This is a genomic window from Bacillus sp. FSL H7-0578 (assembly GCF_038630855.1).
GTDB classification, from domain to species: Bacteria; Bacillota; Bacilli; order Bacillales; family Bacillaceae; genus Bacillus; species Bacillus safensis.
This window is the reverse complement of record NZ_CP152045.1, coordinates 2,863,753-2,883,792: the sequence shown is the minus strand read 5'-3', so window position 1 is coordinate 2,883,792 and position 20,040 is coordinate 2,863,753. Positions and strand designations below refer to the sequence as shown.

Sequence of the window (20,040 nt, the reverse complement as noted above, 5' to 3'; positions counted from 1 at the left end):
CTTTTTTCCATAACAGATTGAAAGCGGGAATCAGATGAGAAGTTTATTAAAAAAGGATTCAAGCAAGGCACTGCTTTTTGCTGGATTCATTGTGTTGATGTTGGTATTTTTTATGCTCAGTATTTCCCTTGGGCAAACCTCTATTTCCCTCAAAGCCACAATCCATGCTTTTCTTCAATTTGATGAATCGGATCCAAACAGTGTCATTGTCATGACATCCAGATTATCAAGAGCTTTAATCGCAACGGTCGTTGGATCTAGCCTGGCGATTTCAGGTGCACTCATGCAGGCATTGACAAGAAATCCGCTTGCGGCGCCTGATTTATTAGGAATTAATGCAGGCGGGCTATTTTTTATCGTAATTTCGATTGTTTTCTTTTCAACAGAGTCGTTAACAGGCTATATGTGGACAGCCTTTCTAGGCGCAGCGATTGCAGGGATGCTCGTTTTTCTATTGGGCTCCATTGGAAGAGATGGATTGACGCCGGTCAAAATTGTCCTTGCAGGTGCGGCGATATCTGCACTGTTTGCGTCTTTTACACAAGGTCTTTTAATCGTGAATGAACAGTCGATTCAAAGTATTCTGTTCTGGATGGCTGGTTCAGTGTCTGGAAGAAGTATTGATATGTTAATCCCTGTTTTGCCTTATATTTTAGGTGCGACTATTGTGGCGCTGCTTCTGGGACGTTCTATTAATGTTCTTTTGTCGGGAGACGATATTGCCAAAGGACTTGGCCAGCGTACACTGCTGCTGAAAATAACGATGGGTGTACTCGTTGTCTTTTTAGCAGGTGGTTCCGTCGCTGTTGCTGGTTCAATTGGTTTTGTTGGTTTTCTTGTGCCGCATATTGTGAAAAAGCTTGTCGGGCCTGACCACCGCTGGGTACTGCCGTATTGTGCCGTAGTGGGGGCGTCGCTTTTACTTGCCGCGGATCTGGCGGCTCGTTTTCTGATCATGCCGCAGGAAGTGCCGATTGGTGTCATGACGGCGGTAGCAGGAGCGCCTCTATTTGTTTATCTTGTGCGCAAGGGGTTGAAGACAGGTGGCTAAAACATATACAGTGCGTTCTAAAGGCGGGCGCATTTCATTTCAATTTTCAAAGCGGACATTTTTGATTTTACTTTTATTGACGGCCATTGCCTTTGGCTTATTTATTCTCAGTCTCAGTATGGGAAGCCGGTTCATTCAGCCGGTCGATGTGCTGCTTCATTTAATCGGTCAGGGAGAGGGAAACTCCTTTGTGTTAAATACGCTGAGGATTCCACGAACGCTGCTGGCTGTCTTAGTCGGAGCCGCGCTTGCGGTATCAGGGCTTATTTTGCAAGGATTGATCCGCAACCCGCTGGCATCACCTGACATCATTGGAATTACAAGTGGTGCTTCGTTTGGTGCGATTATGTTCATTGTCTTTTGGATGGGCACTGTGCCCATTGCTTATCAATCCTTATGGGCGATTGCGGGTGCTTTTGCAGTATCGTGCCTGATCTATTTGCTTTCATGGAAAAAAGGGGTCAAGCCGATCACACTTGTCCTGATGGGAATCGGGATTTCTGCCATTATGAAGGCATGTGTGACGTTTACGCTTGTACTTAGTGATACGATGACAACGACAAAGTCATACATCTGGCTGACGGGCAGCTTATATGGTTCTACGATGAAAGACGTCACTGCGATGCTTCCTTGGGTGATGATCATTTTACCGATTGTCATGGTGTTAGCAAGAACGATGAATGTAAAAGAACTTGGCGATGATCTTGCAACAGGTCTCGGGGTAAAAGTGCAGGCGAAACGATTATTCTTTCTCCTGATGAGTGTGACATTGGCTGGTGTTGCAGTCGCATTTGCAGGCGGCATTGAATTTGTTGGACTCATGGCGCCGCACGTTGCACGGATGATTATTGGCCGTTCTTTCATAGCACTTGTCCCAGCATCTGCGCTTGTTGGTAGTATTCTCGTGATGCTGGCTGATCTAGTGGCTAGAACCGCATTTCTACCGTTAGACGTCCCAGCAGGTGTATTTACGGCGGCCATTGGTGCACCATTCTTTATTTATTTGTTATATCAACAGCGAAATCGATAAACAGAAGATGGGGGTTTTGATATGAGGCCAGAGTGGGTTGAGAGAGAATTACTTGATTTTGGGGTACACATCACAAATGGACCAATGACATCTGATCGCACACTTGCTGCGCTTTTTTCAGAATCAGCCGTCATGCGTTTATTAGAAGCTGAAAAGGAAGCGATGCATGCACCGAATCTGGCGGTAGCAGCTTCTATGTTTTCAAAGCGGTACGCCTACTTAGCCGTCAGTTCCTCTTTATACTTGATGACGCTGTATGACGGTGTCTATCAGTTTCCACTAGCAGCATGTGCATTTAGAGTGGATCGGAAAATTGAATTGGATGAGACGGCGTCTTCGTTTGTTCCACTAGAAGGAGACCGGCATGAGTGGAGAGAGAAGGTCGTGCGTGCACTGTTTACGGAGTGTGTCACGCCTCTTTTAGACGTGCTGAACCGCACATCAAAACTCTCTTATCGTATTTTATGGGAAAATGTAGCGGTTCGAATCAACTCTCTTTATCGAAGCATGATGCGAGAAGCGGAAGAACCTGCGGTGAAGCAGCGTGTGCGGGAGGATTATCTGTATCTGAAGCAAGCGGCTGGTGATGTATTCGGAGCTCAGCAAAATCCATTTCAGCACAGCCTAAACCTAGACGACAGTTTACTAGAAACATCCAACCGGAAGACCTGCTGTATGTATTATAAGCTTGAGAAAAAATCGGAGAGTCTCGATTATTGTCTTGTTTGTCCGCTTGAACAAAAGAAAGGCACTGCTTGCTCGTAGCAGTGCCCTTTTTTTATTCCCAAATCTCGCCTGCCCATTCAGGATGATCAATAAAAGGGTTGCGGTTGTGCTGATACGTTTGATAGATAATCTCATTGCGGTTCCGTTCGATTTGATCGACTGGGTCCTGCTTGTGCCATTTGAGAAGTACAGACATTTTGCCGTGAAGGGGAGAGCTTCCATTATTCACTTTGTCGTTCAATTCTAAATCTGGAAAGCGGTCATCGCCTTCGTAGCGAACCGCCATATAAAAGAGCATTCTCGCGACATCTCCTTTGACCCGGTTGTGAGGTTCGAATGAGTCGCTGTCGTAGAAGTTGCCCGGCGCTCCTTTGTATTCATTACCACCCGTGTCAAAATCTAAATTTCCGCGTGTGCTGTTCGTTTGCACATCTGCCGCACGAAGGTGATGGAGATCTGTCCCAGGCCCTTGGCTTGTCCCGAAATTGCCGTGAGACTTGGCCCAGACATGCTCCCGGTTCCACTGGCCCACATTTCCGCCATTCGACTGTTTTGAGCGGGAGGCACCACTATAAAGCAGCAGCACATTGTTTGGGTTATTGGGGTCTTCATCTGTTTCCTTTAATGCATTCCAAACCTGGCTGTAGGAGAGCTGCGTATGATCATCAATGATATCGTGTAAGGCTTTCTTAAGAGCGGGTCCTGACTTGCCAGCAGCAGATTGGTAATAGGAATCGATTTGACTTGTAGCGGCAGTTTGCGTTTGTTGTGCAGATGTTTCGTTTTGAAGCTGTAACGGGGAAAAGGTGATCGTTTGACTAGGTTCACTCAGATTGAAACCTTGAGCATTTGCAGCTGGAGGCAGCGGGGCGGCGAATGTGCCGAATATCATGATTCCGGCGGCCACAGTTCCAAATAAAGTTCTTTTCATTCGATTTCCTCCTTGATAGGGAATGTATTCTCTTTATTTCTATCATATTGCCATGAAGAAATAAATGGATTTCTCGTAAATTTTATGTAATAAGTTCATAGGAAAAGAGATTGCTATTTTAGGCGTATTCCTGTATAAGTGGGCTTATAAGGATGGACAGCAAGGGAGAGGATGGATCACGTGAAAGAACTGCAAACACCTTCAAGAACGATTATGACACCGGGACCCGTTGAAGTAGATCCGAGAGTGCTCCGTGTGATGAGCACGCCAATTCTCGGTCAATTTGATCCAGCATTTACACACATTATGAATGAAACAATGACCTTATTGCGGTCACTTTTTCAAACAGAAAACAGATGGGCTTATCCAATTGACGGTACGTCCCGTTCAGGGCTTGAAGCTGTGCTCGCCAGTGTGATTGAGCCGGGAGATTCAATGCTTGTGCCTGTCTTTGGCCGCTTCGGTCACCTGCTCATTGAAATAGGACAGCGCTACGGTGCTGAGGTACATACAATGGAATGTGAATGGGGGACGGTTTTTGATCCTGACGACATCATCAAAGAAATAAAGCAGGTCAAGCCTAAAATCGTTGCCATGGTTCATGGGGAAACATCCACCGGGCGATTACAGCCGCTCAAGCAAATCGGGCAAGCATGCCGGGCTCTTGATGCGCTGTTCATTGTAGACGCTGTGGCAACCATTGGCGGTGTCGAGGTAAAAGTGGATGAATGGAAAATTGATGCGGCGATTGGCGGCACGCAGAAATGTTTATCTGTTCCATCAGGTATGTCACCTATTACGTATAATGACCGGGTCGCAGCTGTCATTGAATCGAGAAAGAAAGTAGAAAAAGGCATTGCGACACAGGATGAATTACAAAAACAAATGGACATTTCTCCAATCAAAAGCAATTATTTTGATTTAAGCCAGCTTCAGGATTATTGGAGCCCAAGACGATTAAATCATCATACAGAAGCGACAACGATGCTCTATGCACTGCGAGAAGGGGTTCGTCTTGTGCTGGAAGAAGGGCTGTCTGAACGTTTTCAAAGGCACGCATTTCATGAGAAAGCCTTGATGAAAGGTCTTGAAGCAATGGGGCTTGAATTGTTTGGTGATCCAGATTGTAAAATGCCGGTTGTGACTTGTATTGTCATTCCAAGTGGTATTGACGGAGAAGCGGTCCGTGCCGACCTGCTCCATCATTTTGGGGTTGAGATTGCAAGCTCCTTTGGACCGCTTGCCGGCCGTATATGGAGAATTGGGACAATGGGCTACAGCTGCCGAAAGGAAAATGTGCTGTTTGTGTTAGCAGGGCTTGAAGCGATCCTCATCAAACATGGTGCGTCTATCCATTGCGGAGCAGGGCTTCAGGCGGCTCTTTCTATCTATGAACAAGCTGAATAACGATATCTAAAATACCCGCCATTGGCGGGTATTTTTATTTTGGAAAAGAACGCTAATTTTTGAAAAACTAGACTTATAGATGAGGTTATCGCTATACTGGAGAAGTTCTCACCATTTTTGTCATCATTTTCATTTATTTTGCAGAAAGAGGTTTTTATATGAAGAAGATGGGCAGATTATACATTTTGATGCTCAATATTTTTATTGCCATGCTTGGCTTTGGCCTCATTGTACCTGTTATGCCGAGTTACATCGAAGCCTTTGGTGCAACAGGGAAAACACTCGGTTTTCTTGTCGCTGCAACAGGTTTTACACAATTTGCGTTATCGCCGGTTGCCGGGGCACTGACCGATCGATTTGGACGAAGAAAATTGATCATTGCGGGGATTGCGGGTTTTACGATTGCTCAGTTTATTTTTGCTTTTGCTGATCAGCTTTGGATGCTGTTCGTGTCTCGGTTTTTAGGCGGTGCTGCCGGGGCTTTGCTTATGCCGGCCATGTTTGCATACATCGCTGATATCACAAGTGAAAAGGATCGAGGGAAAGGAATGGGTCTATTCAGTGCAGCGATGACACTAGGTTTTGTCATTGGGCCTGGCGTAGGCGGCTATTTGGTTGAGTACGGGATCGCATTTCCATTTCTGATTGCCGGTTCCTTTGCTGCTCTTTCTACTTTGTTATCCATCCTCTTCTTACCTGAAACATTAACAAAGGAAAAACAGGAAGAGGCGCGGCTCAACAAGGATATTCATTTCAATCCTTTTGTACAAATGATCGAGGCTCTAAGGACATCGTACGGCTTTTTGTTTATATTGGCCTTTGTCCTCAATTTCGGAATCATTCATTTTGAATCGATTTTCGGCTTATATGTAGACCAAAAACACGGATTTTCACCTAAAGATATTGCGTTTGTGATTACGGTTGCAGGTCTTGCCGGGGTGCTTGTCCAGGGTGCGTTAGTGAATGTTTGTGTGAAACGATTTGGGGAGATGAGAGTCGTGCGTTATGCGCTGTTAGGTGCGGCTTTCATGCTGATCGCCTGCCGTTTTGCGCCGTCCTTTTGGTTGATTTTTACAGGTTCGATTTTATTTTTATCGGCTACGTCATTCGTCCGTCCAGCCCTCAATACATTGCTGTCCAAGATGGCAGGCAATCAGCAAGGGGTAGCAGGCGGTCTCAATACATCCTTTATGAGTCTTGCCAATATCGTCGGACCGAGTCTGGCGGGTATATTATTTGATATGAATATTGAGTTTCCTTTTATGTTTGGAACACTGGTGCTTTGCGTAAGCTTCGCTGCATCCATCGTGTGGGGGAAAAAAGTGCAGCATGCTCATGCAGCGCAAGGAAGATTGTAGTTGATCTACAGTCTTTTTTTATTGAATGAAATGTATTTAGAAAAATTTCAATTAGAAATAGTATATGTTTTATATTTTATCTAAATGAATAGTAGAGTTTATCAATATTTCTAAGAGAGAATCCATATATTTAGGTCTTTGGGATCGATAAAAACTTGTTAATAAAATACTGAATTGTACATTTTATATAAAAAGTGATTGATTGGTTTTTTCCGCAATGGTAACATCAATCTCGACAGCATGAGGTAACTGAGATAATCAAGAGAAAAGGGGATAGAAAATGAAGAAGTTTATTTTTGCCATTATATTTTTTATCGTCACCATGTTTAGTACAGCAGTGCCTTCAGCAGTTCATGCGGCAGAAATTGATCATGACAAAGTAGTTGGTTTTAGAGAAGTCAACCCAACAACTGTTACACAAAAAGCGGCGAAAAAATTTCAGCCTTATTTGAAAGTATGGCATGGATGTGTACCATTCCCAGCTGTAGATGCTGCTGGAAACACAAGCAGAGGGTTAAAAACGAGCGGTTCACATAATGGTGGATGCAGCAGTAATATCGGTCAAGTATATTCACGTTCAGATTGGTACAATGGCAGCTGGGCGATTATGTATGCTTGGTATTTCCCAAAAGATAATCCTTCACCAGGCTTTGGTCATCGTCATGATTGGGAATCCATTGTCGTTTGGATTGACAATCCAGCTGTAGCCAATCCGCGTGTTCAATCAATTGCTTACTCAGGTCATGGACAATATAAGAAAGTAGCACCGAGTGCAGCAAGTATTTTAGGGACAAATCCTTTAGTAGGTTATGATAGCAACTGGCCATTAAATCATGAGTTGAATGTAAGCGGCAATGTGAGCGGAAAAGGAATGCAGCCTTTAATTGGCTGGGATGATCTAACGCCGGCTGCAAGACATGCACTGAATACAACAGACTTTGGTAGTGCAAACGTACCTTTCAAAGATAGTAACTTTAAAAACAATTTAGCAAAAGCGTGGTATCGATAAGGGTTAACCATGATTAAAAACCGATCATCTAAAAATGATCGGTTTTTTTATAAACAAAATCGCATCATCTTTCATATTTCACGACAGGTGATTTTTCTTTATGAAGCGCACGAATCATCGCTTCATCTACGTGTAAATGCTCTTTCACTAATTGAGGCGGGGTTAAGGCCATCCACTGATTCAACGAAATATCTGCAAACCGGTCACTTTTAAAAATCTCTAAAAACCAAAGGCTCGTTTGGCCGATATTTTGGATGTAATGCCCCATGCCAAAAGGAACATATCCAACATCACCGGCTCTGTAATTAAAGGTGCGGGCAGTACCTCCTGCTCCAAAGACCGTCATTTTAGCTGTACCTGTTAAATAGTATTGCCACTCATCATTATTAGGGTGCCAGTGCATTTCTCTCATGCCGCCAGGTTTTACTTCAACAAGTGCAGCTGCAATCGTTTTTGAAATCGGGAAATTCCGTGAATCGACAATTCGGACGGTTCCGCCAGAGGTCGTTATCGGTTTTTGACGAAGAAGCTGGTGCGTAAATGGCGGCTTGATGCTGCCGTATGGATCAGATACCATTTGGCTTTCTAAGGATGACGGCGGCGAGCCTTGAAACATATAGCGCTGCTTTTTCGGAATATGGTCAAACAATTTCTTAGGAACACCAAAATTGGCGGAGAGAATCTCTTTCGGTGTATGGGCAAACCAGTCTGTAATCGTGAATGTATCAAATTCAGAAAAATCGCCATCATCAAATACAAGAAGGAACTCACAACCATCCTCAAGTCCTTGAATAGAGTGCGGGATACCAGGTGGAAAATACCACAAATCGCCTTCTTCTATATCAGCCATCATATTTCGCCCTTCTGCATCTACAGATGTGATGCGGGCTTTGCCTAAAATCATATATGCCCATTCCGCCTGCTTATGCCAATGAAGCTCACGAACACCTCCGCGTGTGAGCCGCATGTTGACACCTGCAATCGTTGTTGAAACCGGCAGCTCCCGCTTTGTAATTTCCCTCGACCAGCCGCCGTGATTCAAATGCATGTGTGTATCAGAAAATGAAAATTTTAAATTGGGGATTGTTCCGGCATCGGTTTTAGGGGGAACGAGCATATCTGGGTTCTCTAAATCTCGAAGGACATCGCGCGGGCCTAAGTCGGTGGCACCCGCGCCATCCTTTCGAATGGGCTGCGGGATGTGACGGAGCTCATCATCCATTTATCATCCCTCCTTGAGTCTCATTTTTCTCCTCCAAACTATATGAAGTTTCAGAAGAAAAAATTCAATCAGGATGGGATGAGAGAAACATTTGAATACGGAATGCTAAGCGCAGCCGCAATGTTGCGTCAGAATCTTTTAAGCTGATTCGAAGCAATTCTTCACACTTCTCGAGGCGATAAATGACCGTGTTGCGATGAATGGACAATCGTTTGGCTGTTTCTGAAATGTGGCAATGGGTTTCTAAATAGACAGATAAGGTGTGAAGAAGGGCTTGATCGACTTGTGATGGTTCAGATAACGGGTGAAGGTGCAGCTGGTGAAACGTGATCATATCCTTTCTTGGAATGAGCCTTAGTAAATCTGGCACATCCTTCGCTTGATAAAATTGAATATATTCAGTACGCGATGAGAGATGTCCTGTTTGAAGAGCCTCTAATGCTTCATTGTAGCCTTCAGACAGATGGGAGATGAGGCAGCCCGTCAAGCTCACCCCAAAAGAAATAGTATGATTCACTTGCAGTTTAACAAGCATCTGCAACTGTTTTAAAAAAGAGCTGAGCCTGCCGCTAACCTCTGGCCAACTGCCAGTCTCCTCCATCAATACAACACCCATATCACCTTTGACAAACAGAAAAGCAGGAAATGGGCAGCTTGGAAGTGCACTTTCGAGCAGATCAACCATTTGATCTAAAACCATTTGCTGCTTCATAAAACATGTGGTATCACTGCGCTCGTCAAGCTGACAGATCATACATAGATAGCGGTATTCGGCGTTTAATCCAAATGCCTGAGCGAAATGTAAGGGATCTTGCTGGGAAGACGATGCCCTCTCTATCCATTTGCGAAAGCCCTCATTTCTAGCACGCTTGGCCGTTTGCAGGGCGGCATATTGTCTCATACGTGCAATTGACATTTCGTTTACTGCTTTTGCAATGATCCCATGCAAAGTTTTATTCTGCGGGTGAATGAAAGCGAGGATGACCAGATAATCACATGTTTGTTCGTTTAGATCAATTGGAAAGATGGAAAAGGTTTGTTTTGCATGTATCATTGAAAAAGAATGAGTTGTCCTGCTTTGGAAAAAGGGGAGAATGTGCATCCATTCTGGGCTCGTGATCATGGGGGAAGAGGTATAGAGAATACGTCCATGCTGGTTAAACAAATAGATGGGCTTGTGAATCTTTTTGGCCAATTTTTGTAAAATTTCAAACTGATTATCGTCTATGTTCATATCCACTGGGTCTCCTTTATTGGTGAAGATGAATAAAAAAATGGACAATCACTGTCAACATCTCTGATATGCATTTTATGTTATCAGCTAAAATCATTTTAGATAGAAAGTTGTCAATTCATATAACAAACAAACAGAGCGTCAGGACAAAATCACGTGCCACCAGTCATCTTCATTCAGAATTACGAGCAAATATGATATGTTGTAGACAGAAGAATTTCTTTCAGAAATATGGGTATCACAAGGAATAAAGGCTTTGATGTGAGGAAGCCGTCTATACATGAGAGTGGCAAGAGGTGAGAAACATGATTTATATCGGATTAACTGGCTGGGGAGATCATGACAGTCTTTATCCGCCGAGAATCGGCAGCGCGCAAAAGCTGTTTCACTACGCATCAACGTTTCCGATTGTGGAACTGGATGCCAGCTTTTATGCGGTTCAGCCTGAGCGTAATCATGAAAAGTGGATAAAGGATACGCCAGATGACTTTCAATTTGTTGTGAAAGCATACCAAGGAATGACTGGACATCAAAGGGGCGAGATTCCGTTTGCTTCGAAGGAGGACATGTTTGATGCATTTATTCTTTCGCTGACTCCGCTCATTCGTGAAGGGAAACTGGCCATGGTGCTCTTTCAATTTCCACCTTGGTTTGATTGCAAAAAAGAGCACGTTCACTATTTAAGATGGTGTAAGGAGAAGATGGGCGATATTCCATGTGCACTCGAATTCCGAAACCGTACATGGTTTTCAGAGGAATTTTATGAGCAGACTTTGTCCTTTATGGAAAAGGAAGGATGGATTCATTCCGTCTGTGATGAACCGCAAGTCGGAGAAGGCTCCATTCCCCCAGTCATACAAGCTACACACCGTGATAAAACCTTGGTCCGATTTCACGGGAGGAATAAACAGGGCTGGCTTCACCCGGCAGACCATGAGAATTGGCGTGAAGTGAGATACTTATATTTATATAATGAAGCTGAATTAAAAGAGTGGAAAAAGAATCTCGACATCCTGCATCAGCAATCGAAAGATGTCTATGTCGTGTTTAACAATAACTCTGGCGGAGATGCAGCGGCGAATGGCCAGCAGATGATTGATTTGCTGGATATCACCTATTCAAACCTGTCTCCGAAGCAGTTAGATTTATTTAGTTAACCGAGAGCTGACTGAAGCTTTCAACCTGAATGAGACGGTCAGTGACAACTTGAGGGAGAGATCAACATGCTGCAGAAGCTATGGTTATATCATACAAACGACTTGCACAGCCACTTTGAGAACTGGCCAAAAATTGCAGCTTATATTGAAGAAAAGCGTCAAGTTCACGATCAGATGCTCTTGTTTGATATTGGCGACCATATGGATCGAGTGAACCTCGTATCCGAAGCGGATTATGGAAAGGTAAACGTCAAGCTCCTCAATCAGCTTGGCTATGATGGAGTCACGATCGGGAATAATGAAGGCATTACGCTGCCCCATGATCAGCTGGATCACTTGTATGAGAATGCACAATTTCCAGTGGTCCTGTCTAATTTATTTGAGAAAGGCAAAAGGCCATCATGGGCAAAGCCCTATCATATGATCACAATGGAAAACGGACTGAAGATATGTCTCTTAGGCGTGACCATTGCGTATACACCTGTATATGAAAAGCTGGGCTGGAACATTACTGATCCGTTTGACAGCATACGGGACATGCTGCAGGAAGTGAAGGGACAGGCAGATGTCATTGTGCTTTTATCCCATCTCGGTATCATCCATGATCGAGAGGTCGCCCGTGATTTCCCTGACATCGACATCATCCTAGGCTCACACACGCATCATCTGTTAGAACAAGGTGAAATGGACAATGGTGTGCTGCTTGCATGCGCTGAAAAGTATGGGCATTATATTGGCTGTGTTGAGCTGACGATCGATACAGCGCGTAAAGAGCTGATAGAGAAAAAAGCGACAGTACAGTCAGTAGATCAGCTCATCAGTGAATCAGATGAAGCCATCACCACCTTACAGCAAGCAGAAAGAAGAGCAAAAGCACTCATGCAGGAAAAAGTGACAACGATTGAGTCGAAGCTAGAAACGAAGTGGTTCGACGAATCTCCGCTTCCGCAGCTCTTAACAGATGCCATTAAAGATTGGTGCGGAGCAGATATTGGCATGATGAATGCAGGAATGGTGCTTGATTCATTAGAGGCAGGGATCGTCACAAGAGAAGAAATCCACCGGATATGTCCGCATCCCATTAATCCCATTCGGGTGACGCTTACCGGTCAACAGCTGATCGAAACAGTTCGACGGGGCTGTGAAGAAAAAATGGAACAGCTGCGCATCAAAGGCTTCGGATTTAGAGGTGAGCTAATGGGGAAAATGCTATATAGCGGACTCAGCTATACGTTAGAAGAAGGCGATGCCAAACGGGTGAAGGATGTCTTTGTACATGGTCAATTGATCAAAAAAGACGCCTCCTATACAGTTGGCACAGTCGATATGTATACATTAGGCTCTCTTTTTCCTCATATCCGTGATCACGAACACATTGAATATTTCATGCCTGAATTTTTACGTGATGTTCTGACATGGCGCTTGAAGGAAGCCACTTGAAATCCGCTTCAGCCTAACAACACGCGCCCTCTTTTCACATAGATTGTGATGAGAGGAGTGAAGGGATTTGGTGAATTTAACACCTATTACAATTGATGGCCATTCCTTTACAGCGGTCACCGTCAAGCTGCCGAAGACAAATTTTATGGCAGTATCAAATGAACATGGGTATATTATGTGCGGTGCACTGGATGTCGGGCTCTTGAATGAAAAGCTTGCAGATAGAGGAATTATTGCAGGAAGAGCAGTTGGTGTAAGAACCATTGAGCAATTGCTCGATGCTCCTTTAGAATCTGTGACATACGCCGCAGAAGCGCTGGGCATCTCAGCTGGAACAATTGGAAGAGATGCATTATTAAAAATGGTGAAATAAAATAGAGAGATGATTCCTATCCCCCCGCCTGTCTGCATACACATGTAATGGAGAAGGGGGGATTTTTTATTGAGAATGAACCGCCGTTATCGCCCCTACAAGAAGGGCCCTTTGCCATTTCGTTACGTCATGCTGCTTGCGATCTTATTCTTTGTGCTCTCAACCGTAATTAGTTTATTTTTTATCAACCGATCCATTAAACCTACCCTTATTCACATTGCTGAACTAGAAACAGAGCGCATCGCCAATCACCTCATACAATATTCAGTGCAAGACTTTGCAGATGATCAGGAGAATATGAAGGATATGGTGGTCATGAATACAAGTGAGAACGGAAAAGTGACGACCATCGATTTTAATGCGCAAGCAACATCGAAAGCAATGGCTGACCTCTCGCGTCATCTTCAAAAAAATTTAGAGGACATTGAAAAGGGGAACTTTCAAAAAGAGGCAAAAGAAGCATTAAAGGATCAAACAGATGGACATGACGGCATTATATATAACATTCCGCTTGGGCAAGCATCCGGAAATGCACTCATCGCCAACCTCGGACCAAAAGTGCCTGTGCGCTTTAGTGTGATTGGTGATCCGCATACGGACGTTGAAAAAAACATTAAGCCTTATGGCATCAACAATGCCTTGATTGATATTAGTGTTCTGATCGAGGTCAAGGTAAGAGTCATTATCCCATTTGCTTCTGAAACAATTGTAGTTAAAAACTCTGTTCCTGTCTCCATACAAGCCGTTCAAGGAGACGTACCAGATTATTATAATGGCAGCGGAACAAACTCAGGTGCTCCATCAATTGTTCTCCCAGAGAAAAAGGAGAAAAAGGAATAACAGCCCAACAATGATTGGGCTGTTATTTATTTTCGTTTCCGTTCAGCTCTTTCCCACGCCCTCAAATGAGGATATGGATCAAATGACCATTCGGTTCTGCCGTTATCTTTGTACATGCCATAGTGAAGATGCGGCGGAAACTTTCCTGCAGTGCCTGGAGGACCGTAACCGGAGCTTCCGACAGACCCAATCACCTGGCCAGGTTCAACAATTTGACCTGTCCTGAGTCCTTTCGCAAAGCCATTTAAGTGAGCGAAGTAATGATAATGATTATGAATATCTCGAATGCCTATCCGCCAGCCGCCAAAACGGTTCCAGCCTTTCATTTCAATCACGCCATACGATGTTGCACGAACGGGAAGTCCATAATAGGCAAATAAATCGGTTCCCTCGTGAATTCTTCTGCCTCCAAACCCTCTCGCATCTCCCCATGTACTTCGGTAGCTGTAGTCAGCTCCAACTGGAAGAGGAAAAGCATGCTTTCCAAGATCAAGATGGCCGTAGTGCTTATATAGCTTCATAAAAGATGAAATGATTCCAACGGTTTGATCACGTCCATAATAGTCCCATAAGCCAATTTTTAATTGATCAATGCTGCTGCCGTAGTGAAGCAAGTATTGAGCAAACGTGAACAATACATCCTCATCGTCATCGCTGCTTGCTTTGCCATCCCCATTTCCATCAAGACCAATTCCGTCAAACACTTTAATGCTTAAAGGAGAGGTATCCTGTTTATTCGGGTTTTCTGGTCCAATCCACATTTCCCGGGGAATGTAGATGCCAATGACGCCTTTTTGTTTCGGTAAATCTCTTCTGCTTTTTCGAATATTGTGTTCATACTGATCAACTGCAGCAAGTACATACCATGGAACCTGTGTTGTGATGGAGACTTTTTCATATAGGGCCATTCTTTGCTTCAATTCATCTGGCTGCTTGCCCGTCCCTTTTGCATGAACAGGTAAAGGGAGCATTGAAAGAGCAATCATGATGGCTAAAACCACTTTCACAAACGTCCATCTCCTTTCATCGAGCATTGTCTTCTACCGTTTAGTGTGGTTAGATCACTCTATTTCATAAGAAGAAAATGTTAGTAATTTTCTTCTGTTTTTTTAGGAGGCTTTTGGGTATTTTTGCAGCTCATTCCCTTGTTGTTCAATCTGTACTATGTTAAAGTGTCTAAAGAAAAGGCTTTAGGCCGAAGATTCAATTTTTTGCAGCTTCTTGGCTGCATCCATCGTATATAGCAGGAAGATTTTTGTAGATGCACCTTTAACGAATTCATATGGAGATGATGGAATTGGCAAAGAAGGAAGAGCACGTAAGAAAACCGGACTGGCTTAAAATTAAGCTGAATACGAATGAAAACTATACCGGTTTAAAGAAAATGATGCGGGAAAACAACCTGCATACCGTTTGTGAGGAAGCAAAATGTCCGAATATTCATGAATGCTGGGCAGTGAGAAGAACCGCTACATTTATGATCCTTGGATCTGTTTGTACGCGCGCATGCCGTTTCTGTGCGGTGAAAACTGGACTTCCGACTGAGCTTGACCTGCAAGAGCCAGAACGCGTGGCAGATTCAGTAGCCTTAATGAATTTAAAGCACGCTGTCATAACAGCGGTTGCAAGGGATGATCAAAAGGATGGCGGAGCAGGTGTGTTCGCTGAAACCGTTCGTGCGATTAGAAGAAAAAGCCCATTCACGACCATTGAAGTTCTCCCTTCAGACATGGGCGGTAATTATGATAACTTGAAGACATTAATGGACACTCGTCCTGACATTTTAAATCACAACATTGAAACAGTTCGCAGATTAACGCCAAGAGTTCGTGCGCGTGCTACATATGATCGTTCATTAGAATTCTTGCGTCGTGCAAAAGAAATGCAGCCAGACATTCCAACAAAATCAAGCATTATGATTGGACTTGGTGAAACGAAGGAAGAAATCATTGAAGTCATGGATGATCTTCTTGCCAATAACGTGGATATTATGGCGATTGGCCAGTATTTACAGCCTTCGAAAAAGCATTTGAAAGTTCAAAAATACTACCATCCGGATGAGTTTGCAGAGCTGAAGGAAATTGCGATGTCAAAAGGTTTTAGCCACTGTGAAGCTGGGCCGCTTGTGCGCTCTTCCTACCATGCAGATGAACAAGTAAACGAAGCGTCTAAAAAACGTCAGGCGCAAGCATAACAAAGAAAACGCCAGAGCTCTCTGGCGTTTTTTCTCGTATTAATTTTGGCCGTAAGGGGCGTTTCTTCTCATCGTACGGTCGGAATTCGTCATCCCATTTGCATCTTCTTGATTTGATATGTTCCCGCCTTGAGGGGAATACTTCATTTGCTGAATCGTTTTGGTTAAAATTTGGTCAAAATCACGTGAATTGGTTTGAAGACGTGAAAAATTGGCAATGGATTGAAAGTGCTCTGGATTATCAGAGACGTATACATGATAATAACGAGGGAGAACAGAAACCGCCGTTTTCTTTACTTGATCGGCAGATTCATCACGGTTTTTGTTTCCTGTTCGATACACGATGAGTGCATCCTCATCTGTCACAAGTGTGGCTGCATCTTTGATGTTTGGCAGCTGCACCGTTAAACTTGTAATCACGTGGGCAAGATGCTCACGATTTAAAGCAGGGGTTCTTTCTTTTTGATCCGTTACTTGCTGGCGCTGATAACGAACATATCCTGCTCTGTTTGTATCTGCTTCTGGCATGTTGGAATTATTTCCTTCATGACGATCCGACAGACGGATGGTTTTACTTGAAGAATCTTCATCCACTTGCCGGTTCATACCTGATTGAAAGCCGCACCCGCCTAAAAGCATGCTGAGGAGAATCGCGGCTGTCAGTTGTTTCTTCATAAATGTGACCTCCTTTTTCCTTTAGCTTCGTCTAAATCGGAAAAAACATGCTTTAGCAATTGATGGAGTTCTTCCAATGAATTATCATTAAAGATGGATCGTTTAAAAAGAGGTGAGAAGATGATCGTCGTTCAGAATGCTACCTTTGATCTTGTAAGAGATATCAAAGACGGCTTTAATGAAGAAGCGTTTAAAGCAAGGTACTCAGATATTTTAAATAAGTATGATTATATTGTGGGGGACTGGGGCTATAATCAGCTCAGGCTGAAAGGGTTCTTTGATGACCAAAACCAAAAGGCCACATTTGATACTAAAATCAGCACACTCGATGAATACATTTATGAATACTGTAATTTTGGCTGTGCCTATTTTGTCTTAAAGCGAATCAGAAAATAACGCAAAGGGGAGCGTCATAATGTATTTCGTAGACAGAAAAAAGATTGAAGAGACATTACGTTTTTTCGAGGAGCAATATGGATTGATGCAGAGTCATCAAACATGGACAAGTCCTCTTGAGAAAAAAGCGCTGGAACGAATTGTTCATTTGCTCGTCGAATGTATTCTTGATACTGGAAATGACATGATTGATGGCTTTATTATGCGTGACCCAGGAAGCTATGATGACATCATGGATATACTTGTTGATGAAAAGGTTGTACCAGAAGTGGAAGGAAGTCAGCTGAAAAAGCTTGTCTCATCCCGCAAAACACTTGTGCAGCAATATCAGGAAGTGGTTCATCATGACTTATTGCAGGTGATCAGCGAAGTAGAGCAGGCGCTAGAGGTCTTTCCAAGCCGCATCCGTACCTACTTGGAACAGGAGCTTGGCCCAGTATCAGCGTTTAAATAAACCATTGGAGTTGTGAGCATCATGAAATACAAAGGCTATTTAATTGATTTAGACGGGACCATGTATAAAGGAACAGAAAAGATCGAGGAAGCAGGTCAATTTGTTCAAAAGTTAAATGAGTTGAACATCCCTTACTTGTTTGTCACGAATAACTCATCACGTACGCCAAAGCAGGTAGCGGAAAAACTCGTTTCATTTGATATTCCAGCAACAGAAGAACAAGTGTTTACAACAAGTATGGCGACGGCCAATTATATTGCTGAACAAAAGAAAGATGCGTCAGTTTACGTGATCGGTGAAGAAGGAATCAAGCAGGCCATTGAAGAAAAGGGGCTGACGTTTGGTCAGGAAGACGCAGATTTCGTTGTTGTTGGAATTGATCGAGGCATTACATATGAAAAATTAGCAGTAGGTGCGATTGCCATTCGTCAAGGCGCACAATTTGTCTCAACAAATGGAGATATAGCTATTCCAACAGAAAGAGGGCTTTTGCCAGGGAACGGCTCGTTAACATCCGTACTGACCGTGACGACAACGGTTCAGCCAACATTTATCGGAAAGCCGGAATCCATTATTATGGAACAAGCGATGCGTGTGCTTGGGACAGATGTGTCTGAGACGCTCATGGTGGGTGATAACTATGATACGGATATTATGGCAGGAATGAATGCAGGAATGGACACATTACTCGTCCATACAGGTGTGACAACAAAAGAGCTGCTTCAGAAGTATGAAAAGCAGCCAACCTATGTCATTGATTCATTATCCGAGTGGATCGAGCGATTATCATAAAAAAAGAGGACAAGCGTTATGCGCGCGTCCTCTTTTTCTTTATTCCGCATTTCTTGCACTATGTGCCAACCTGCTTGATGCGGCAGCAGCAATAGCGCCAACAATGTCATCTAAAAAGGTGTGGCATTCGCCTGTGGATTTATCGTTGAGTTTCCCCAGAATACCCGGTTTTTCTTTATCGATATATCCGTAATTTGTAAAGCCGATTGAACCATAAATATTGACGATAGCAAAGGATAAAATTTCATCAACGCCATACAGGCTTTCGTCCGTTTCAAGTATTGATTGAAGCGGCTCAGTCAGCTTTTTTTGTTCGGCGAGTACGTCTAGTTCAACGCCCGTTAATATCGCATTTTGGACTTCACGTTTTGCGATGACACGCTCCACATTGTGGATGCACTCTGTCATGTCTAAGCCAGGATGATATTTTTCCTGTAAAAAGTAGACAAGGTCTGCTATATCTTGAATGGTTACGCCTCGTTCTTGTAAACGGCGTCTTGCTGTTTTTTCTACTTCGTTCATCTCATGATGATGCGGCATGTATTCCTCACCCAATCCTCGTAATTTGTCCACAACGTGTAAAAAGCTTCGGATAGTAAATAGTATTCATAAATCCCTCAACCTGCGACTACGATATGATAAGAGATTGATCATAGGAACGCAGGTGAAAACATGAAAGAAACCATTTATCACACATTTGGTATTGATGTTCGTCAATTTACGCCATATGGCAGTTATCAGAGCTTTCAAACGGCGGAGGCTCTCTTCCTCATTGTTCCTGTGTCTCATTTGCGAGAAGAAGAACTCTCAGAGTTGTATCATATCAGTCAGTATTTACTGAATGCTGGAGACCCATACGTCGCTGTGTTTGAATTAACAAATGAAGAGAAGCCCACCTTTACTCATGGAAAGGAGCAGTACGCTTTATTAAAAGCGGCGCCACCGATCTCAAGCCGCTCGTTTCAGCAAGCGTCAGAGCTGGCAGCCTTTCATGTCAGGGGAAGAGGCTTTCCATATGAAGTATCCGAAACAAAACGTGTCGGTGCCTGGAAGGAATTATGGGCAAAACGATTAGATCAGCTCGAAGGCTTTTGGTTGCAGCAAATGCATCAAAAACCGCTGGAACGGTTTGAACAAAAATTCATTGAATCGTTTCCGTATTATCTTGGATTAACGGAGAATGCCATTCAATATTTAGTCGATACTGAGCTTGATGATGAACCGAAAGAAGGTGACTCAGGCACTGTCTGTCATCAGCGCTTTTCACGTATGACATGGCCGCATGAGCAGCCGCTGCGTTTACCTGTGGATTGGGTCTTTGATCATCCAACCCGTGATATTGCCGAATACTTAAGAGAGACCTTTGTACAGCATAAGGAGGATTTAATTGAAGAAGGCTTTTCCTTTCTTCAGCAATATGAGGAGGTGACACCTCTTTCCTCCTTTTCAAAGCGTTTGTTATACAGCCGCCTGCTGTTCCCGCTTCATTACTTTGAAATTGTGGAAGGCTACTATATGTCGGGAGAAAATGAAAAGTCATACTATGAAGAGCGGTTAGATTACGTCTTAAATGATGCCAATCGCTATGAATACTTTCTAAAGGTCTTTCAAGAAATGAGTGCCATGCGAAGCGGCGGGAGCCCCATTCCGGCTGTTGGCTGGATTCAGCCTGCAGCTGATTTGAAGTTTCAGTGAACAGACGAAACGTCTCTTTTCTCTTGAGGCGTTTTTCGTTATGCTTAAAGAAATCA

Annotated in this window: 21 protein-coding genes; 15 read left to right on the top strand and 6 right to left on the bottom strand. The window is 43.6% G+C overall.

Going from position 1 to position 20,040, the window contains the following annotated elements; all coding sequences use genetic code 11:
• The first annotated feature begins 34 nt into the window (after window positions 1-34).
• Genes MHB41_RS14915 through MHB41_RS14905 form a run of 3 tightly spaced genes read left to right on the top strand, consistent with a single transcriptional unit; the run spans window position 35 to window position 2,846 of the window.
• On the top strand, window positions 35-1,051 hold the full coding sequence (locus tag MHB41_RS14915; protein WP_034282660.1) for an iron ABC transporter permease: 1,017 nt from the start codon (window positions 35-37) through the stop codon (window positions 1,049-1,051).
• Complete coding sequence (locus tag MHB41_RS14910; protein ID WP_061110041.1) at window positions 1,044-2,081, top strand: iron ABC transporter permease; 1,038 nt, start codon at window positions 1,044-1,046, stop codon at window positions 2,079-2,081. Before MHB41_RS14915 ends, MHB41_RS14910 begins: the two co-directional genes overlap by 8 nt.
• 21 nt (window positions 2,082-2,102) lie before the next feature.
• Window positions 2,103-2,846 (top strand): IucA/IucC family C-terminal-domain containing protein, encoded by a 744-nt coding sequence (locus tag MHB41_RS14905; RefSeq protein ID WP_340900022.1) that lies wholly within the window; start codon window positions 2,103-2,105, stop codon window positions 2,844-2,846.
• A 13-nt stretch (window positions 2,847-2,859) separates the two neighbouring features.
• On the opposite strand, the gene MHB41_RS14900 is transcribed toward MHB41_RS14905, so the two are convergent.
• Entirely contained in the window at window positions 2,860-3,738 is an 879-nt protein-coding gene (locus tag MHB41_RS14900) for an endonuclease (protein ID WP_340900023.1), read from the bottom strand.
• Between the two features lie 171 nt (window positions 3,739-3,909).
• Here MHB41_RS14900 and MHB41_RS14895 point away from each other — a divergent pair, with 171 nt between their 5' ends.
• From MHB41_RS14895 to MHB41_RS14885, 3 genes are all read left to right on the top strand, one after another.
• Window positions 3,910-5,145, top strand: a complete 1,236-nt coding sequence (locus MHB41_RS14895) for an alanine--glyoxylate aminotransferase family protein (protein WP_046313296.1) — start codon at window positions 3,910-3,912, stop codon at window positions 5,143-5,145.
• 158 nt (window positions 5,146-5,303) lie between these two features.
• Complete coding sequence (locus tag MHB41_RS14890; protein ID WP_327828539.1) at window positions 5,304-6,503, top strand: MFS transporter; 1,200 nt, start codon at window positions 5,304-5,306, stop codon at window positions 6,501-6,503.
• 280 nt (window positions 6,504-6,783) lie between these two features.
• Window positions 6,784-7,512 carry an NPP1 family protein gene (locus tag MHB41_RS14885; protein WP_041115772.1) on the top strand — a complete coding sequence of 243 codons (729 nt, stop codon included), beginning with the start codon at window positions 6,784-6,786 and terminating at the stop codon, window positions 7,510-7,512.
• Window positions 7,513-7,576: 64 nt separating this feature from the next.
• Here MHB41_RS14885 and MHB41_RS14880 read toward each other — a convergent pair whose 3' ends face one another.
• Window positions 7,577-8,734, bottom strand: coding sequence for an oxalate decarboxylase family bicupin (locus MHB41_RS14880; protein ID WP_061110037.1), 1,158 nt, complete (start codon window positions 8,732-8,734; stop codon window positions 7,577-7,579).
• A 64-nt stretch (window positions 8,735-8,798) separates the two neighbouring features.
• Entirely contained in the window at window positions 8,799-9,968 is a 1,170-nt protein-coding gene (locus tag MHB41_RS14875; RefSeq protein ID WP_061110036.1) for a helix-turn-helix domain-containing protein, read from the bottom strand.
• 305 nt (window positions 9,969-10,273) lie between these two features.
• Here MHB41_RS14875 and MHB41_RS14870 point away from each other — a divergent pair, with 305 nt between their 5' ends.
• From MHB41_RS14870 to yunB, 4 genes are all read left to right on the top strand, one after another.
• Window positions 10,274-11,125: a DUF72 domain-containing protein gene (locus tag MHB41_RS14870; RefSeq protein ID WP_034282640.1), complete on the top strand. Its 852-nt coding sequence runs from the start codon at window positions 10,274-10,276 to the stop codon at window positions 11,123-11,125.
• A gap of 66 nt (window positions 11,126-11,191) precedes the next feature.
• Window positions 11,192-12,565, top strand: coding sequence for a bifunctional UDP-sugar hydrolase/5'-nucleotidase (locus MHB41_RS14865; protein ID WP_061110035.1), 1,374 nt, complete (start codon window positions 11,192-11,194; stop codon window positions 12,563-12,565).
• Window positions 12,566-12,632: 67 nt separating this feature from the next.
• Window positions 12,633-12,938, top strand: coding sequence for a DUF1805 domain-containing protein (locus tag MHB41_RS14860; protein ID WP_034282637.1), 306 nt, complete (start codon window positions 12,633-12,635; stop codon window positions 12,936-12,938).
• A 69-nt stretch (window positions 12,939-13,007) separates the two neighbouring features.
• Window positions 13,008-13,778, top strand: a complete 771-nt coding sequence (yunB, locus tag MHB41_RS14855; protein WP_080701219.1) for a sporulation protein YunB — start codon at window positions 13,008-13,010, stop codon at window positions 13,776-13,778.
• Between the two features lie 26 nt (window positions 13,779-13,804).
• On the opposite strand, the gene MHB41_RS14850 is transcribed toward yunB, so the two are convergent.
• Window positions 13,805-14,749 (bottom strand): M23 family metallopeptidase, encoded by a 945-nt coding sequence (locus MHB41_RS14850; protein ID WP_340900288.1) that lies wholly within the window; start codon window positions 14,747-14,749, stop codon window positions 13,805-13,807.
• 326 nt (window positions 14,750-15,075) lie between these two features.
• Here MHB41_RS14850 and lipA point away from each other — a divergent pair, with 326 nt between their 5' ends.
• Window positions 15,076-15,972, top strand: coding sequence for a lipoyl synthase (gene lipA / locus MHB41_RS14845; protein ID WP_008360456.1), 897 nt, complete (start codon window positions 15,076-15,078; stop codon window positions 15,970-15,972).
• Window positions 15,973-16,011: 39 nt separating this feature from the next.
• Here the strand turns inward: lipA and MHB41_RS14840 are convergent, their stop codons facing one another.
• Window positions 16,012-16,647 carry a YhcN/YlaJ family sporulation lipoprotein gene (locus tag MHB41_RS14840; RefSeq protein WP_024425978.1) on the bottom strand — a complete coding sequence of 212 codons (636 nt, stop codon included), beginning with the start codon at window positions 16,645-16,647 and terminating at the stop codon, window positions 16,012-16,014.
• Between the two features lie 120 nt (window positions 16,648-16,767).
• On the opposite strand from MHB41_RS14840, the gene MHB41_RS14835 reads away from it, so the two are divergent.
• Genes MHB41_RS14835 through MHB41_RS14825 form a run of 3 tightly spaced genes read left to right on the top strand, consistent with a single transcriptional unit; the run spans window position 16,768 to window position 18,289 of the window.
• On the top strand, window positions 16,768-17,043 hold the full coding sequence (locus MHB41_RS14835; RefSeq protein WP_024423368.1) for a YutD family protein: 276 nt from the start codon (window positions 16,768-16,770) through the stop codon (window positions 17,041-17,043).
• A 19-nt stretch (window positions 17,044-17,062) separates the two neighbouring features.
• Window positions 17,063-17,497, top strand: coding sequence for a DUF86 domain-containing protein (locus MHB41_RS14830; protein WP_034282630.1), 435 nt, complete (start codon window positions 17,063-17,065; stop codon window positions 17,495-17,497).
• 18 nt (window positions 17,498-17,515) lie between these two features.
• Entirely contained in the window at window positions 17,516-18,289 is a 774-nt protein-coding gene (locus tag MHB41_RS14825; protein WP_087978090.1) for a TIGR01457 family HAD-type hydrolase, read from the top strand.
• Between the two features lie 39 nt (window positions 18,290-18,328).
• Here MHB41_RS14825 and MHB41_RS14820 read toward each other — a convergent pair whose 3' ends face one another.
• Window positions 18,329-18,829, bottom strand: coding sequence for a phosphatidylglycerophosphatase A (locus MHB41_RS14820; protein WP_025094161.1), 501 nt, complete (start codon window positions 18,827-18,829; stop codon window positions 18,329-18,331).
• A gap of 132 nt (window positions 18,830-18,961) precedes the next feature.
• On the opposite strand from MHB41_RS14820, the gene yutH reads away from it, so the two are divergent.
• A complete protein-coding gene (yutH, locus tag MHB41_RS14815; RefSeq protein WP_061110033.1) occupies window positions 18,962-19,984 on the top strand; it encodes a spore coat putative kinase YutH in 1,023 nt (340 codons plus the stop codon).
• Window positions 19,985-20,040 lie beyond the last annotated feature (56 nt).